Source organism: Venatorbacter sp. C2-1, from assembly GCF_022832715.1.
Classification (GTDB): domain Bacteria; phylum Pseudomonadota; class Gammaproteobacteria; order Pseudomonadales; family Oceanobacteraceae; genus Venatoribacter; species Venatoribacter alkanivorans.
Window position 1 is genome coordinate 2,030,693 of the sequence record NZ_CP094879.1, and the last position, 15,066, is coordinate 2,045,758.

The window sequence follows — 15,066 nt, forward strand, 5'->3', positions numbered from 1 at the left end:
GCATCGGACGGATGCTGCAGGATGGCTGTCAAAGGGTAGATTGAACCGTTATTGAACAGGAGTTGCTGGCGGATGCTGTTGCCGTTCACTCTGTTGTCCCGGTCAGGCCGGGGTAACTTCTCCCCCCGGCGGGGCGCAGAAAGCGGGATGGCCTTTCTGCCACGTTTTGCCACGCTGTTTGCACTTCTGTTTTGGCAGTTGCTGGTTACTCCGGCGACTGTTGCTGAAGCGGTCGCGTCTGAAATGGTCAGCGCTGAAACCGCGAATCAGGCCGCTCAGGTAACGCCTGAGTGGGTCGAGCGTTATCTCTATACCCGCAACTCGGCCTTGCTCGATGACAGCCCGAACGATCACGTTATGTCGTTTTATTACTTTGGCCGGCTGGATCAGCGCACGCTGATTGGTCTTGAGCGGGTGCGCGGTGATGATTACGAGCAGTTTTTCAGCCTGCTGGTGTTCGAAGGTGCGGAGCTTCTGGGGTACTACCGCAACGTGCTGAGTTTTCCATCAGGCGTTGCCGATAACGGCGAGGTGCAGTTCCCGCGTGGGGTCGATGTTCATTTACAGGGCAGTGATGCTTTGCTGAACATCACTGCGCCCGTGTTCAGTGGCTTATGTCAGCGACAGCGGGGCGCGGAAGCTGAGACGGATCTTTGTGTGCCATGGATGTCTGCTCGTTCGCAATAATCTGCTGAATTAACCAATCCGGATCATCCATCGGCAGGTCGTGCCCCGCCCTGGGGTGGCTGAGCAGATTTTTCTGCCAGCGTTCGGCAATGCGGCGTGTACAGGCTGCATCTACCAGACGGTCGGCCAGACTGTTATAGAAAAAAGCATCCTGCAGTGGCGCCTGAGCCGGGCCGTGGAAGTGGCTGGCGGCCAGTAACTGGGCAAGGCCGTTGCGTAATGACAGCGGATGAGCGGCAGCATAATCACACCACAGCGGCAGCAGGCATTCGCTGTCTTTCATATTCAGCGTCCACTTCAGAATGGCGGCTTCAAGCTTGTCTGAACTGCGTAAACTGCGCAGAAATCCTAATAATGGCCGGATTTTCATCCGCTGCCAGGGCGTCGAAAAATTACTGAAACTGGTATTAATCAGGTGCAGGCGGGCGACTTCCTGCGGATAGCAGCGTGCCCATTCGCTGGCGATCATCGCGCCCATCGAAATGGCGACAAGAACCCGCGGACGGGTATTGTCCGGACTGAGTTTCTGCACCTGATGGCGGATATCGAGCATCATATTATGAATGCTGAAGGGGGTTTTATCGCGGAAGCGCTCGCCATTACCAGCCAGCTCCGGCAACAGTAATGCCGATGGTGCCAGTTGCTGCTGTTGTAATTGGCTGAGCAACTGGTCGGGAAAGGCACCCCAGTGAAAGCGGCTGCGGATCAGGCCGCGGATCAGTACCCATTCGGGCTGGGATTGTTGAGTGTCCTGCTGAGCATCCATGCGCATATCAGGTTATTCCGTTACCAGAAGTTGAAATAGCGGTGCACACTGAACTGCAGTGTGGTGCCGGCATCGTAATCTGAACTGAGATTGGTGCGGTCGATGCTCAGACGGTAGTCGTACGGACCGTAGCTGCGTTCAACGCCGACGCGGAATTGCCAGTAATCATCACTGTGTCCGCCGCCAAAATTAAAGTCGTCGTTGATTTCCAGATAGCGGTGCTGGGCGGTAAAAAACTCAATCGAAAAGCTATCGGTCTGGATGGTGTAACCCAGTTCCAGACTGCGTTTGGCAAATCCTGAATCCAGATAGGAATCGCTGTGGCGCCAGCCCAGTGTCAGGGCATCGTCGACCAGCAGGCGCAGCGTTCCTTCACTGTAGGCCTGATCCTGAATGCTGGCGTCGCCGGCAAAGGTGTAGCGGGTCGCGGAAATATCCATCGCAATGCCATCACTCAGCGGCAGATACAGGCCAGCAAAGGCATCGTGCTCGTAGGTGGCATGATCACCTTTGCGGTCCAGACCAGAAGACCACAGGCCGGTGTAAAAACCGCTGTCATGGCGGAAGGTCAGGCCGCCCTGCAGGGCTGCATTGCCACCGGTCTGACTGACACCATCGCGAACGTATTCTGAAGTCAGACCCAGATTGGCGTTCAGTTCGGCATGGACGGTGGTGGCTGCCAGCATCGTCAGAGCGGCAGAGGCAGTAAGCAGAGGGCGGAATACAGACATGTGACTAGCGCTTTCCGTTAGTGATCAGATAAAGGCCGCTATCATACGATGTTTCTGCGGCGCTGTGATGTGTTTGTGGTGTATTTGCTGGCGTGACACTGGCCGGGCGCTATTTCGGGCAAGCGCCGGGGCTGAAAGTTCCGCTTCAGAGGTTGGGGCCGCTACGGTTGTATGGATACCAGCGGTCGCAGGCACGCTGGTACAGCTGCTGTTTATCGGCAGCGTTGTCAGGTGCCCAGGTGGGCATGCTTCGCACTGCTGACATTAAAAACTCAATCAGAGTGAAATGGCGGCGCAGAATGCGCTGATGCCGGTGCGGCAGAATCGGATTAAACAGGCTGTGGTAACGGAACAGGTGGCGCGGATTTTTTTTCACCCACAGCCAGGAACCCATTTCCAGTGTCAGCGGCAGATAAAGGCCATCAGGTTGCTGTGCCATGTAGTCGTCATACAGGTAATCCCACAGATCGCCATGGGTGGTGTAACTGTGCGCCTGAGGCTCAAACAGGTACATGTTATGGCTGGGGTAGCTGTGTTCAAACAATTGTGTCAGGGCGCAGGCTTCCGGCAGTCCGGGCCAGGGTTCGGTGCTTTTGGCGTAGGGAAACCAGATGCGGTCTTTGTAGCCAAACCCTGAATGGCAATCGAGGGTGATGCAGTGTTTCTGATATTTCAGACTGGCGCGGATGCTGTCGATCAGGGCCTGACTCTCTGTCTCCATAGGTTCGCCTTTGCGTCCGCGATACCAGGGCAGGTGACGGCTGATGCGCTGTCCGCCGACCAGAAAGGGTGTGCTGCCAATTGCATCGACCGGCGCATTACGCATTAAATCAACGCCGTTAGGGTTGGCGCGGCTGTTATTCCACATGCCGCCGGGATTCACGATCGGAATAACCACCAGCCGGATCTGGGCCAGCATTTCCATGGCGGTAGGGTCCCAGTCGAGGCGGCGCAGCAGGGTACGTAGGAACGATAAAATCACCTGACTGCCAATACGTTCGATACCATGTACGCCGCCGATCAGTGCCAGTGTCGGAGCCAATGGTGTGGTGGCGCCCATTTCCAGCACATAAAACGGCAACCTGAATGAACCCTGTTGGATATGAGCAGGAACGGATACCCGCAGATGATGGCGGCCTTGCTCAATGAGTTGTTCCAGTTCGGTCAGTTCGGGCAGGGCTTTATTAATTTGGTAAATCCGTTGAATCACGTTGGCTGCATCCTTATTCTGCTCAGCCGTCCTCTTTACCAGAATAGAGTAACAATTCGATGAAATCTTCCCAGTCGCTGCCCGATACTCCTCCGGACCGTTACCGCGGCTGGCACTGGGTGAAAACCCTATGGCCGTATCTGATGGAGCATCGCTGGCGCGTTCTTGCGGCTTTGTTGTGTCTGGTGGGGGCGAAGCTGGCCAGTGTGTCGATGCCGTTTCTGCTGAAATATCAGGTCGATCACCTGAGTGCAGTCGACAAACAGGCCATTAATCCGGCGGACTGGTGGTTATGGTTTCCGCTGGCTTTATTGCTGGCTTATGGCGCCGTGCGTTTTTTAAACGTTTTTATGGGCGAGGTGCGTGATTTATTGTTTGGCCGGGTAACCGAGCGGGCCATGCGGCGCATGGCGCTGAAGGTGTTTGAGCATTTGCATACCCTGAGCCTGGAATTTCATTTAAACCGCCAGACCGGCGCATTACAGCGTGATATTGAGCGTGGCACCAACGGTATCAGTTTTCTGCTGCGCTTTATGATCTTCAATATTATTCCGACCTTCCTCGAGTTGTTTCTGGTAATCGGCTTGTTGCTGGCCAACTACCCGCCGGTGTTCGGCATAATTACCGCTGTGGCGGTCGTGGCTTATGTGGCCTATTCGGTAAAAGTCACAGAATGGCGTACCCATTATGTGCGTGAAGCCAACCGTATGGATTCCACCACCCATGCCCGCGCCCTAGACAGCCTGCTGAATTATGAAACGGTCAAATATTTTACCGCCGAGCAGCGCGAAGCTGAGGCTTATGACAGCTCGCTTGCGCAGTGGGAGCAGGCGCGGCGTATGAACCGCTTTTCGCTGTTCAGTCTGAACAGCGGGCAGGCACTGATTGTCAGTGTCGCGATGGGCTCAATGCTGTTATTCGCAGCCTACTATGTACTGATTGGCCGCATGACTCTGGGTGACTTTACCCTGGTGAATGCCTTTATGTTCCAGCTGTTTGTACCGCTGAATTTTCTGGGTTTTGTTTATCGCGAAATTAAAGCGTCGATGGCCAATATCGAGCGTATGTTTGAGCTGCTGGATGAGCAGTCAGCGGTCAAAGATAACGGCACGGAAACCCTGCAGGTCGGCCAGGGTGAAGTGGTATTCCGTAATCTTCAGTTTGCTTACCAGCCGGAGCGGCCTATTTTACGCGGCCTGAATTTAACCCTGGATGCCGGAAAAACACTGGCGGTGGTTGGTTCCAGCGGTGCCGGTAAATCGACCCTGACCAAATTATTATTCCGTTTTTACGATGCACAGCAGGGCGAGATTCTGATTGATGGTCAGCCCATACAGTCGGTGCCGCAGCAACAATTAAGGCAGGCACTGGGCATCGTGCCACAGGATACGGTGCTGTTTAACGATACGCTGAAAAATAACCTGCTGTACGCCCGCCCCGAGGCAACAGATACTGAACTTGCCGAGGTGATCCGTATGGCGCATTTACAGAAACTGGTGAATGAATGCCCGGATGGTATGGATACCCTAGTTGGTGAGCGTGGGCTGAAATTGTCCGGCGGTGAAAAACAGCGCATCGCCATTGCCCGTATGCTGCTTAAACGCCCGGCAATTATGGTGTTTGATGAAGCGACTTCGTCACTCGACTCCCATACCGAGCGTGGCATTATGGCCGAAATCCGTGAAGTGGCGCGTGGTCATACGGCGCTGATTATTGCTCACCGTTTATCGACCGTCGTTGATGCTGATTGTATTGCGGTGCTGGAGAATGGTCAGGTGGTCGAGCAGGGCACCCACCAGCAATTGCTGGCTGCCGGCGGTGCCTATGCCGCATTGTGGCAGGCGCAACAGCAATCGGATGCTGCTGAGCATGTGGACGCTGAGGAAAAGTAATGCACCTGTTAATTGTTGATGCAATGAACCTGATCCGCCGTATTTATGCGGCGGCAGCCGACACCGAATTACCGCTGGAGGCAACCCGCAGCCGTTGTTTAAGTGCCATTGCGCGTAATGCGGAATACGCCAAGGCTACCCATGTGGCGATGGTATTTGAGCAGAAATGCCAGACCTGGCGCCATGAATTATGGCCGGATTACAAGCTGGGCCGACCACCGATGCCAGAAGCCTTGCAGCACGATCTGGCCGATATGCAGCGTTATTTTCAGCAGTCAGGCGTGTTTTGCCTCGATCTGGCCGGTTGGGAAGGCGATGACGTGATGGCCACACTGGCGAGTAAAGCTGCTTTTGCCGGTCTGCAGGTGACGATTCTGTCGACCGATAAAGGCTTCTGCCAGCTGGTGAATCCACGCCTGAGTGTACGTAATCATTTTGACCGTTTTACCTGGGATGAGCTGATGGTTGAGCAGAAATTTGGCCTCAAACCCCAGCAACTGGCCGATTTCTGGGCGCTGACCGGCGACAGCACCAATCATTTGCCCGGCGTGGCGGGCATCGGACCGAAAACTGCAGGGCATCTGCTGGATCAGTTCGGATCGCTGGATGTGTTGCTGGTGCAGCGTGAGCAGTGTGATACCAAAGTACGTAACGCGCTGAATGAGCATTGGCCGACGGCATTGCTGACGCGGGTTCTGGCAAGGCTGCGAACCGATGTGCCTTTGGGGTTTAACCTGCACGATTTACGCTGGCAAAGCGGCCGCTGAGACCTCAGATAGCGGGCTTGGGCCAAAAAGCGTTGGAGCAAGAGCGGCTGGCACTCGGCGGCCCGATTGATTAAAATCGCCGCCTTTTCTGTGAGGACGTTGTATGTCCGTCGATATCAAAGTCCGGGGTTATCACCTCGACATCTACCACCATGTAAACAACGGCCGCTATCTGGAGTTTCTGGAAGAGGGGCGTTGGGATTACTTCGACCGTCATCAGTTTATTCAGCTATTTGAAGCGCAGAATCTGGCTTTTGTCGTGGCCAATATCAACATCAGTTACCGTCGTCCGGCGTATGCGGGTGAAGTTATCCGTATCAGCACACGGATGGAAAAAATCGGTAATAAAAGTGCGCAGATGGTGCAGGAAGTCCGTTTGCTGGAAAACGGTGAGGCAACCACGCTGATTGCCGATGCGGTGGTCACTTTCTGCCTGATGGATTCGGAAACTCAGAAAGCCGTGCCGATTGAAGGCAATGCCCGGGCGGTGCTGGAAACCATGATTGAGGATGGTTTATGAGCGTGAAAGATGTATTGGCTGAGATTAATGGCTTTCTCGGGTGTGCAACACCGGATGCCTGGATCGATGAGGCTCTGAATAATCAGGAGACCTTGCTGATTGATCATGCCAACTGTGAAAAAAAAGCCGCCACCACGGCGATGAATCTGCTTTATAAGCACATTGATCGCGAAGATCTGCTGAAAAAAATGAGCCAGCTGGCGCGTGAAGAGCTGCTGCATTTTGAGCAGGTGGTTAACATCATGAAAGACCGGGGCATTGCTTACCGCCATGTATCCTCGTCGCGCTATGCGGCGGGCTTGCGTGAGCAGGTGCGCAAGGGTGGGATCAATGAACTGGTGGATGTGCTGATTGTCGGCGCCTTTATCGAAGCCCGTTCCTGTGAGCGTTTTGCCAAGCTGGCGCCGTTTCTGGATGACGTGCTGGCAAAATTTTACCGCTCACTGTTGCGCTCTGAAGGCCGTCATTATCAGGATTATCTGGCGCTGGCTGCACAGTATGCGGATGCGCCCATTGCTGAGCGGGTGGCGGAATTCCGTGAGTTCGAGCGTGAACTGATCGAATCCCCCGATGCTGAATTCCGCTTTCACAGCGGTGTGCCTGTGGCGGCTTAATCAGCCGTCACTGCTGGCACGGATGATTTTGCGGCAAACGTCGGCAATATTGCTGTACTCCTCTGCGTTAATAGCGCCGGCGTCCAGGTCACGGCGCGCCTGATCCAGGCGGGCTTCGGCATCTTTCAGGTCGGTATAGCGGCGGTTTGCTTCCAGTGCGTTAAGAACAGTACGTGCGGTCATGATCTTCTCCCTGTTTGTTCTGCTTTTCCAAGCCTAGGAAATAATCAGCAGGAGTGGAATCTGTCGGAAGTATTATTCTGTTCCTGCCGCTTCAATGCGGACAAATACCGGTCGATATGGCGTTTTTTGCATTATTGCTGGCAGTTATGCCCAATGCTGGCTTTTGTGTCGTGCTGATATAAAGGTTTTTTATCACCGGGCGCAGCCGTTACTATAGGCGCCGCTATTTTTCTCTCAGAGTTGTTACCAGTTTATGTCTGTTGAATCGAACATGTTCAGTACATTGACCTCATGGTGGGATGGGCAGAGCCGTGATCTGCATGGTCTTCAGCGTGAGGGGGCAGATGGGGCGCCGTTGCTGCATTTTCTGCATGGTAATGGTTTCAGTGCTCACACGCTGGTGCCTATGGCGGATGCACTACCATCAGACTGGAATCTGTTGCTGACCGATGTGCCGGGGCATGGAGGGTCACAACAGCCAGCGCATCATATGCCGGACTGGCTGCGTATGGCACGCCGGGTTGGTGATGCTCTTGAAGTGCGTAATGGTGGCCGTAAGGCCATTGGTATCGGCCACTCAATGGGTGGGGTTATGACGCTGATGCTGGCGGCTGAACGCCCGCATCTGTTTGAGCGCATTATTCTGCTTGATCCGGTATTGTTCTCCGCTGAAATTCTGCTGTTTCAGCGTCTGGCCCGTAAAACCGGCTTATGGAAACGCGGTGCTCTGGTGAAAGCCGTGCAGGGGCGCCGTTCGGTCTGGCCGGATGCGGCCAGTCTGCGTCAGGATCTGCAGCGTAAGTCTTTGTACCGTAACTGGGATGCTGCAGCACTCGAAGGTTTTATTCTGGGAGCAACGAAACCGACCTCAGAAGGGCTTGAACTGGCCTGTAATCCCGCCTGGGAAGCAGCCATCTTTGGTTCTTATCCGCGAGGGTTGTGGCAGGCAGTGCACCGGGTGAGGGTGCCGGTGGATATTCTGGTGGCTGCTGACAGCTATCCGTTTATTCTTAAGTCGGCGCGCAAAGCTGCTAAAGCCAATCAGCATATCCGCTTTGAAATGGCGCCGGGCAGCCACTGTTTCCCAATGGAGCAGCCTGAACAGACGGCTCAGCGGATTAAAGAATTGTTGGCCATAAACCCCTGAAAGTGGTTGTCTCTTAAAACCTTTGTCAAATAAATAAGGGTAAGCTATTGTGGCTTAACCATTTGACCTAATAAAAGAGAACTACGAGTAGGATTTATGAACATGGAGATTCAGGCAGCGCTTGATGTTGCCGATGAAACTGATTCATTTCTTCAGATTACCGACGTCATTTACGACAAGGAAGCTGAGTCAGGATTTGAAGCGCTGACGGATGCAGAGAAAACCGTTTTTTGTATCGATAACCTGTTAAAGGAAATGGAAAACGGTGGCTTCGTTCAGTTTATCCACCACGACGTAGGAGCGTATGCAGAGGAAACTCTCGAAGCGCTGGAGAAAATCAAAGCAAAGGGAACATACACCCTGCTGGAACGTTTGATCGCTTTATTTGATGGGAAAAAAATCCCGAAAGATGAAGACGAGCGTATTCAGATGTTCGATCATATTGAAAGCGAATACGCTGATGATATCGCCGAGCTTGATGACCGCTTTTATGATGTGGGCGAGAATCTGGTTGGGCTGACGCTGCTGTTTGTCAGTAAAAATCTCAAAGAGTTTCGCTGAACTCAAAGCCGGTGATCTTTTACCGGCTTTTTTATTTCCCTGATCAGTGGATGTGGGCTGCTATGATCCGATGGCTTGTCCGGCGCCGGCAGAGCTTTGGTTATGCTTTTTCCGGTCTGGTCTATATGCTGCGTACTCAGCCTCATGCGCAGGTTCATCTGCTGGCCGTAGTTGTGGTTGTGTCAGCGGGCTGCCTGACTGGCCTGGCGCCGACAGAGTGGGTTGTGCTTATTTTGTCGATGGCTCTGGTGTTGTCACTTGAAGCCATGAATACGGCGCTGGAAGCACTGGCTGATGCGCTCCATCCTTCCCATCATCCTCTGGTTGGTAAAGCCAAAGATCTGGCCGCAGCTGCGGTACTGGTATCAGCATTGGCATCTGTTATTATCGGCACGCTGATTTTTATTCCGCACTGGCTGTCGTGATATCAGAAATGCGGGTATTTGCATCTGAAGTACGGCCAATAAAAAACGTCAGTTAACTATTAATAAAAACAAGTACTAAGGAATTCTCCCATGATGCGTATCTTACTGGGCCTCACGCTGGCTCTCGGCCTGATATTCAATGCGAACGCCAGACAGTTAGAAGGTGCTGAAATAGCTGAGCAGCTGACCCTTAACGGTCAGGAGCTGACTCTCAATGGTGCTGGTGTCCGTTCAAAATTCTTTCTTGATGTATACGTTGCGGCACTGTACCTCGGCAATAAAAGCAATGATGCCGCGGCAATTATCGCTGCTGATGAGCCAATGGCCATTCGTCTGCATATTGTGTCCGGTATGATCAACAGCAAGCGTATGTCGGAATCCACCCGTGACGGCTTTGTACGTTCAACCGGCGGCAACCTTGCACCTATTGAAAGTGATGTGGAAGAGCTGATCAAGGCGTTCCGTGATGAGGTAAAAGAAGGCGATGTATATGAGCTGGCTTATACCCCGGAAACCGGTGTAACCGTTTATCGTAACGGTGAAGAGAAATCGAATGTTAAGGGGCTTAAGTTCAAACAGGCTCTGTTTGGTATCTGGCTGTCTGAAGATCCGATCCAGAAATCTCTGAAAAAGGGCATGATTAACGGCTGATACGCCGGGCATAAAAAAACGGGCTGCGGCCCGTTTTTTTATGCCTGTGTATTCTGACCAGGTCAGCGGCTTTTGTGTTCGTGGTGTGGTTTGGTGGTGTTTGGTCAAATAAGGACAGTTTGTTCTTTTTATGCGGAAAATCCGGATAATTTGTCTGCTCTGTATTGGGCAGCATGAAAGGCGAATGTAAATTTGTCCGCAAATGTTGCAGTGATATCAATATTCGGGAATATAGCCCCGGTTTTTTTGTCTGACTGGCAGCATCTGGCTCTGCTGCTTGTCTTGCTGCGGTCTTGGCTTATCGGCCGGATGTTGCTTAACTCTGTTATATACCTCAAGGACGTAAACGGTTGCTGAACTTAATTATCATTCCCGGTGGGGCTGGCTGTGAGTAATAACGAAGCAGCTTCTTCACCTGTGTCGGTCGACAGCTTCCTGCCTGAGCGGATTGTTCTGCTTGTGGTTGACGATGATGAAGCCGTGTTGCAGGTTACCCGCCTCGTACTTTCCCGTTTTCGCTATAAAGATCGCCCGCTGGAAATACTGGAAGCCTGTAGCGCAGCTCAGGCCGCGGAGCTTCTGGCTCTGCGTCCTGATGTCGCAGTGATTTTACTGGACGTGGTGATGGAGAGTGATGATGCCGGTCTGCGTCTGGTCGGGCATATCCGTAATCAGTTGAATAATCATCGTATCCGAATTCTCTTGCGTACAGGTCAGGCTGGGTATGCGCCTGAGCGACAGGTGGTGCAGGACTATGACATTAACGATTATCTGGTTAAATCCGATGCTACTCAGGGGCGGATGTTTTTATCGCTGACGGCGGCTATCCGCAGTTACAGCGATATTCTGCGCGCAGAAGAATTGGCGCGGCGTGTTGCTGATGCCGAACATCAGCGTCGGCTTGCTGATCAGGCTTCGCTGGCAAAGACGGATTTTCTTGCGCATATGAGCCATGAAATCCGCACTCCGCTGAATGGTGTTGCCGGTATTGTTGAATTGTTGTCTGCAACAGACTTGTCGGCAGAGCAGGCAGAGCTGTTGCAGGATCTGCGTTATGTCAGTTCAGCACTGCTGGATATTGTGAACGATGTACTGGATGTTGCCAAAATAGAGGCCGGTAAGCTGGAACTGAATGTTCACGACTTTAATCTGCCGAAATTACTGGAAAAGGTCAGTGCTATTTTTGCGGCCGGCATGCAGCAGAAATCTATCCGCTTTCAGGTTGAATGCACTGCAGATCTGGTGACCTGGGTGCGCGGTGATGCTCAGCGCATTCAGCAGGTGCTTATTAATTATCTCAGCAATGCTTTTAAATTTACCCCCGAGGGCGGCCGGATTACTCTGCGTATCACCTGTGTGAGCGTTGCCGGTGGGTATGAGCTGATAGCCGAGGTTGAAGATAATGGCAAAGGTATCCGTGCAGAGCGTCTGGCCGATATTTTTAACGCCTATGAGCAGGAAAGTGTACAGACGGCAAGTCATTACGGCGGCACGGGGCTGGGGCTGAGTTTATCGCGCAGTCTGGCCACGTTAATGGGAGGCAGTGTTGGTGCCGACAGTGAGTTTGGGCATGGCAGCCGTTTCTGGCTGCGTGTGCCGTTGCAGCCCGGACATGCTATTGATGATGCGGCGGCAGATAACGCTGATCAGGATGGAGCGCTTGCTGGCTGGACGATTCTGGTGGGTGAAGATGATCCGACCAGTCAAAAAATCATCCGCAGGATTCTGGAGCGGGCAGGGGCGCAGGTCGAATTGTTTGCTGATGGTCAGTCGTTATTGGAATCGGGGTCGTATACCTGCGCGGATGTAATTTTGCTTGATTACCATATGCCGCAACTGAATGGTCCGGCCACGGCCAGACGCTTGCGTGAATCCGGTTACAGTAAGCCTTTGCTGGCACTCACTGCAGGTATTGTCGATGCCGAGCGGGAGCAATGTCTGCAGGCGGGTATGGATGATGTGCAGGGTAAGCCACTGGATCGGCAGCGCCTGATCCGGTGGTTATTACAGGCCCGCTAGCGGGCCGGTCTGGTTCAGTCACTCTGACGCTTTTCGCCCATACGGGCAATGGCTTCCAGGCGGGCAATAATGTCACCATTAACGCTGCCGGCCGGAAATTCCCCTTTGCTGTTCATTTTCCCGGCCTTGCGTTTCATCAGGATTTCAATCGCCTGATCGACATGGGTAACGCAGTGAATATGGAAGTTTCCTGCGGCAACGGCTCTGACCACATTGTCATTGAGAATTAAATTCAGGCGGTTGGAGGCGGGAATGATAACCCCCTGATCGCCGTTCAGGCCCCGCGCGGCACAGAGGCGGAAAAAGCCTTCGATCTTTTCATTTACGCCGCCGATGGCCTGGACTTCGCCATATTGGTTGACCGAACCGGTAATGGCGTAACTCTGTTCAATCGGAGAGTGAATCAGTGCTGAAATAAGACAGCACAGTTCGCCCAGTGAGGCGCTGTCGCCGTCGATGTACCCGTAAGACTGCTCCATGGCTATATGCGCCGAAATGGCAAGTGGGAAGCGCTGGGCGTAACGGTTGCCGAGAAATCCGCTGAGAATCATCACCCCTTTGGAATGAATGGCCTGGCCGAGAGAGACCTCGCGCTCGATGTCGACTACGCCTTTGCTGCCCGGATAAACGGTTGCGGTAATACGTGCCGGCGAGCCGAAACTGGTATCGCCCAATGACATTACGGTTAAGCCATTAATTTTACCGATGGCTTTGCCGCTGGTTTCCAGCAGTACAGTTCCATCAAGCATCTGTTCGAACAGCTTGTCATAAACCCGTCCGGTGCGTTCAAACTTAGCCGCCAGAGCACGATCAATATGGTCGGCGCAAATCAGTTCGTCCTGAGCCAGTTGGCGAATAAAGTCGGCTTCAGCAAGCAGGTCGAATTGCTCACCAATGCGGGCGCTGAGAACATCCTGCTGCTCTGCCAGGCGTGCGCTGTAACGGACCATACGTACCACGGCGCTCTGATCCAGATCGGCATAACCCTGTTCTTCGATGCGGCTTTTCAGCAGGCGGGCATAAGCCAGCAGATGGTCATCGTTAAGCGGCAGATCGCTGTCAAAGTCGACAACGGCACGGAACAGACGCTTAAAGTCTTCATCGTATTCCTGCAGCAGGTAATACACCTGGCGGGAGCCGATCAGAACCAGTTTGAAATCCAGCGGAATAACCGCTGGCAGCAGGGTGGTAGTGTTGATCAGACCCATTTCGGAGTAGGGCGACTCCATCTTCAGCTGGCGGGATTGCAGTGCGCGTTTCAGTGCGTCCCAGACCAGAGGTTCAGACAATACCTTTTCCGCATCCAGAATCAGGTAGCCGCCATTGGCTTTGTGCAGTGCGCCGGGGCAGATGCGCTGGTAGTTGGTGACCAGTGCGCCCTGTTCATTGGCGTATTCGATACGGCCAAACAGGTTGGCATAGCTTGGGTGTGGTTCGTAAATGACGGGGGCGCCGCTGTTTTCCACGTGATGTGTGGCGATATTGGGCATCAGCGATTCTTCGAGACTGCTGCGTTTAACGTATTCTTCACGTAATTCCAGCAGGCGCTCTTCCACCAGTTCTTCCAGGACCAGTCTGGGCAGGTGTTCTTCCATGTCCTGCAGGTAAGCCAGCAGCTTTTCATGGCCTTCAAAGCGATTGCGGATCGGTTCGATCAGCGGTGTGATCGCATTTTTGATGGTTTCCTGATTCAGCTGGCGCAGGTCATTACTACTTTCGCGTTTCCATTGGGGCAGTTCGGCCAACTGATCGCTGAGCATCTGTTCCAGCTCGGCGATGTTGTTATGGAAGCCTTCACGTTCTTCTTCGCTCAGCTGGGCGAATTCAGTTTCGTCGAGCGCCTTGCCTTCACGCATGGGGGTAAAGCTGATGGCACTGGAGTCTCGGTAAACCGCAACGCCACGCTTGTGCGCCTCACGCTCCACATGCTCGATGGCTTTGTCATAACGGCGGTTGAAAACGTAATCAATGGCCGATTTTTTCTGCTGATAGGTCGGGTGTTCAAGAGCGGCCGGAAAGGTGGCCAGCAGCTGATCAATCAGTTCGCTGATCTGCTGGCGGAAAATACCGGCCTCCTGAGGCAGCATTTCTACGGCCTGAGGCTCCCGCGGGTTGCGGAAATTATTAACGTAGCTCCAGACACTGGGTGTCGCCTGACGTTTTGCTTCGCTCTTCAGGTAATCGCGTACATAGGATGAGCGGCCGGTGCCGGTCTCACCCATCACAAAAATATTGTAGCCCGGGCGCTGCATCGCAACGCCAAACTGAATCGCATTGACCGCTCTGTCTTGTCCAAGAACCCCCTGAAAAGTTTCCAGTTCGCGGGTGTCGGCAAAGGTCAGGGCAGATGGGTTGATGCTTTGTGTCAGGGCGGAAGCGTTAACAGCAGTTTGGGATTTGGCCATTCGGAGTCGTCAATATCGGCGGATAAAGGCGGTACAGTATTGAGAACAGCGGTGCTTGGCAAGTCGGCCGGCGTTGCAATTCTGCCGTCGCTGGTGATAATTGCGCCGCTTTGACTATCGCGGGGGATGCATGTCCGTTCAGCCAGAAGACAGAACTACTATTGATATGTTTGCCCCCGGTCGTCCGGGCCGGCCACGCAGTAGCCCGTATGAACGTTCGCAGCAGTGTCGGTTTAACAAAAGGACCCAGCGCCAGCGTGACAAGGAGCGCGGTCTGCACCGGCTGGAGGTGAAGCTCGATGCGCAGGTGGTTGGGCGGCTGGATGAGGTTTGCGCAGAGCTGAATCTGGCAAGGGCGGATGTCCTGGAGCTGGCGCTGAAGCATTGGCTGCATTTGTGATTTTTCAGTCTTAAGCGGTATTTGCTGTTGTGGCGCAGCTGGTCAATTGCATTACTGTTCCTTTGTTCACTAAACTGAACTCATACCA

The 15,066-nt window shown here is 53.4% G+C and carries 16 protein-coding genes; 11 read left to right on the forward strand and 5 right to left on the reverse strand.

The window, feature by feature from the left end; all coding sequences use genetic code 11:
* Nucleotides 1-147: 147 nt before the first annotated feature.
* Nucleotides 148-687 (forward strand): hypothetical protein, encoded by a 540-nt coding sequence (locus MT343_RS08890; RefSeq protein WP_145468857.1) that lies wholly within the window; start codon nucleotides 148-150, stop codon nucleotides 685-687.
* On the opposite strand, the gene MT343_RS08895 is transcribed toward MT343_RS08890, so the two are convergent.
* The 3 genes from MT343_RS08895 to MT343_RS08905 all read right to left on the reverse strand — a co-directional run bounded on the left by MT343_RS08895 (nucleotide 605) and on the right by MT343_RS08905 (nucleotide 3,394).
* Entirely contained in the window at nucleotides 605-1,459 is an 855-nt protein-coding gene (locus MT343_RS08895; RefSeq protein WP_145468856.1) for an alpha/beta fold hydrolase, read from the reverse strand. The two genes, MT343_RS08890 and MT343_RS08895, sit on opposite strands and share 83 nt — an antisense overlap.
* A 14-nt stretch (nucleotides 1,460-1,473) precedes the next feature.
* Complete coding sequence (locus tag MT343_RS08900; protein WP_145468855.1) at nucleotides 1,474-2,184, reverse strand: TorF family putative porin; 711 nt, start codon at nucleotides 2,182-2,184, stop codon at nucleotides 1,474-1,476.
* Between the two features lie 145 nt (nucleotides 2,185-2,329).
* Complete coding sequence (locus MT343_RS08905; protein WP_145468854.1) at nucleotides 2,330-3,394, reverse strand: M14 family metallopeptidase; 1,065 nt, start codon at nucleotides 3,392-3,394, stop codon at nucleotides 2,330-2,332.
* Nucleotides 3,395-3,453: 59 nt separating this feature from the next.
* On the opposite strand from MT343_RS08905, the gene MT343_RS08910 reads away from it, so the two are divergent.
* The 4 genes from MT343_RS08910 to MT343_RS08925 all read left to right on the forward strand — a co-directional run bounded on the left by MT343_RS08910 (nucleotide 3,454) and on the right by MT343_RS08925 (nucleotide 7,187).
* Entirely contained in the window at nucleotides 3,454-5,286 is a 1,833-nt protein-coding gene (locus tag MT343_RS08910; protein WP_145468853.1) for an ABCB family ABC transporter ATP-binding protein/permease, read from the forward strand.
* Entirely contained in the window at nucleotides 5,286-6,053 is a 768-nt protein-coding gene (gene xni / locus MT343_RS08915) for a flap endonuclease Xni (protein WP_145468852.1), read from the forward strand. The genes MT343_RS08910 and xni overlap by 1 nt, the downstream gene beginning before the upstream one ends.
* Before the next feature lie 103 nt (nucleotides 6,054-6,156).
* On the forward strand, nucleotides 6,157-6,573 hold the full coding sequence (locus MT343_RS08920) for an acyl-CoA thioesterase (protein ID WP_145468851.1): 417 nt from the start codon (nucleotides 6,157-6,159) through the stop codon (nucleotides 6,571-6,573).
* Nucleotides 6,570-7,187, forward strand: a complete 618-nt coding sequence (locus MT343_RS08925; RefSeq protein WP_186435887.1) for a tRNA-(ms[2]io[6]A)-hydroxylase — start codon at nucleotides 6,570-6,572, stop codon at nucleotides 7,185-7,187. The genes MT343_RS08920 and MT343_RS08925 overlap by 4 nt, the downstream gene beginning before the upstream one ends.
* Here MT343_RS08925 and MT343_RS08930 read toward each other — a convergent pair whose 3' ends face one another.
* Complete coding sequence (locus MT343_RS08930) at nucleotides 7,188-7,370, reverse strand: hypothetical protein (protein WP_145468850.1); 183 nt, start codon at nucleotides 7,368-7,370, stop codon at nucleotides 7,188-7,190.
* Nucleotides 7,371-7,641: 271 nt separating this feature from the next.
* Between MT343_RS08930 and MT343_RS08935 the strand changes: the two genes are divergently transcribed.
* The 5 genes from MT343_RS08935 to MT343_RS08955 all read left to right on the forward strand — a co-directional run bounded on the left by MT343_RS08935 (nucleotide 7,642) and on the right by MT343_RS08955 (nucleotide 12,173).
* Complete coding sequence (locus MT343_RS08935) at nucleotides 7,642-8,517, forward strand: alpha/beta fold hydrolase (protein ID WP_186435886.1); 876 nt, start codon at nucleotides 7,642-7,644, stop codon at nucleotides 8,515-8,517.
* A gap of 96 nt (nucleotides 8,518-8,613) precedes the next feature.
* On the forward strand, nucleotides 8,614-9,078 hold the full coding sequence (locus tag MT343_RS08940; protein ID WP_145468848.1) for a DMP19 family protein: 465 nt from the start codon (nucleotides 8,614-8,616) through the stop codon (nucleotides 9,076-9,078).
* 62 nt (nucleotides 9,079-9,140) lie between these two features.
* Nucleotides 9,141-9,503, forward strand: a complete 363-nt coding sequence (locus MT343_RS08945) for a diacylglycerol kinase family protein (protein WP_186435885.1) — start codon at nucleotides 9,141-9,143, stop codon at nucleotides 9,501-9,503.
* A gap of 90 nt (nucleotides 9,504-9,593) precedes the next feature.
* Nucleotides 9,594-10,154: a chalcone isomerase family protein gene (locus tag MT343_RS08950; RefSeq protein ID WP_145468846.1), complete on the forward strand. Its 561-nt coding sequence runs from the start codon at nucleotides 9,594-9,596 to the stop codon at nucleotides 10,152-10,154.
* A 387-nt stretch (nucleotides 10,155-10,541) separates the two neighbouring features.
* Nucleotides 10,542-12,173, forward strand: coding sequence for a hybrid sensor histidine kinase/response regulator (locus tag MT343_RS08955; RefSeq protein ID WP_186435884.1), 1,632 nt, complete (start codon nucleotides 10,542-10,544; stop codon nucleotides 12,171-12,173).
* 14 nt (nucleotides 12,174-12,187) lie between these two features.
* Here MT343_RS08955 and MT343_RS08960 read toward each other — a convergent pair whose 3' ends face one another.
* A complete protein-coding gene (locus tag MT343_RS08960) occupies nucleotides 12,188-14,578 on the reverse strand; it encodes a Lon protease family protein (RefSeq protein WP_145468844.1) in 2,391 nt (796 codons plus the stop codon).
* Nucleotides 14,579-14,708: 130 nt separating this feature from the next.
* Here MT343_RS08960 and ybfE point away from each other — a divergent pair, with 130 nt between their 5' ends.
* Complete coding sequence (gene ybfE, locus MT343_RS08965) at nucleotides 14,709-14,978, forward strand: LexA regulated protein (RefSeq protein WP_145468843.1); 270 nt, start codon at nucleotides 14,709-14,711, stop codon at nucleotides 14,976-14,978.
* Nucleotides 14,979-15,066: the final 88 nt, after the last annotated feature.

Bases quoted from the DNA above. Each gene is read 5' to 3' on its own strand.
- MT343_RS08890 (WP_145468857.1), top strand. From the start codon at position 148: ATGGCCTTTCTGCCACGTTTTGCCACGCTGTTTGCACTTCTGTTTTGG.
- MT343_RS08895 (WP_145468856.1), bottom strand. From the start codon at position 1,459: ATGCGCATGGATGCTCAGCAGGACACTCAACAATCCCAGCCCGAATGG.
- MT343_RS08900 (WP_145468855.1), bottom strand. From the start codon at position 2,184: ATGTCTGTATTCCGCCCTCTGCTTACTGCCTCTGCCGCTCTGACGATG.
- MT343_RS08910 (WP_145468853.1), top strand. From the start codon at position 3,454: ATGAAATCTTCCCAGTCGCTGCCCGATACTCCTCCGGACCGTTACCGC.
- xni (WP_145468852.1), top strand. From the start codon at position 5,286: ATGCACCTGTTAATTGTTGATGCAATGAACCTGATCCGCCGTATTTAT.
- MT343_RS08920 (WP_145468851.1), top strand. From the start codon at position 6,157: ATGTCCGTCGATATCAAAGTCCGGGGTTATCACCTCGACATCTACCAC.
- MT343_RS08925 (WP_186435887.1), top strand. From the start codon at position 6,570: ATGAGCGTGAAAGATGTATTGGCTGAGATTAATGGCTTTCTCGGGTGT.
- MT343_RS08930 (WP_145468850.1), bottom strand. From the start codon at position 7,370: ATGACCGCACGTACTGTTCTTAACGCACTGGAAGCAAACCGCCGCTAT.
- MT343_RS08935 (WP_186435886.1), top strand. From the start codon at position 7,642: ATGTTCAGTACATTGACCTCATGGTGGGATGGGCAGAGCCGTGATCTG.
- MT343_RS08940 (WP_145468848.1), top strand. From the start codon at position 8,614: ATGAACATGGAGATTCAGGCAGCGCTTGATGTTGCCGATGAAACTGAT.
- MT343_RS08945 (WP_186435885.1), top strand. From the start codon at position 9,141: ATGATCCGATGGCTTGTCCGGCGCCGGCAGAGCTTTGGTTATGCTTTT.
- MT343_RS08950 (WP_145468846.1), top strand. From the start codon at position 9,594: ATGATGCGTATCTTACTGGGCCTCACGCTGGCTCTCGGCCTGATATTC.
- MT343_RS08960 (WP_145468844.1), bottom strand. From the start codon at position 14,578: ATGGCCAAATCCCAAACTGCTGTTAACGCTTCCGCCCTGACACAAAGC.
- ybfE (WP_145468843.1), top strand. From the start codon at position 14,709: ATGTCCGTTCAGCCAGAAGACAGAACTACTATTGATATGTTTGCCCCC.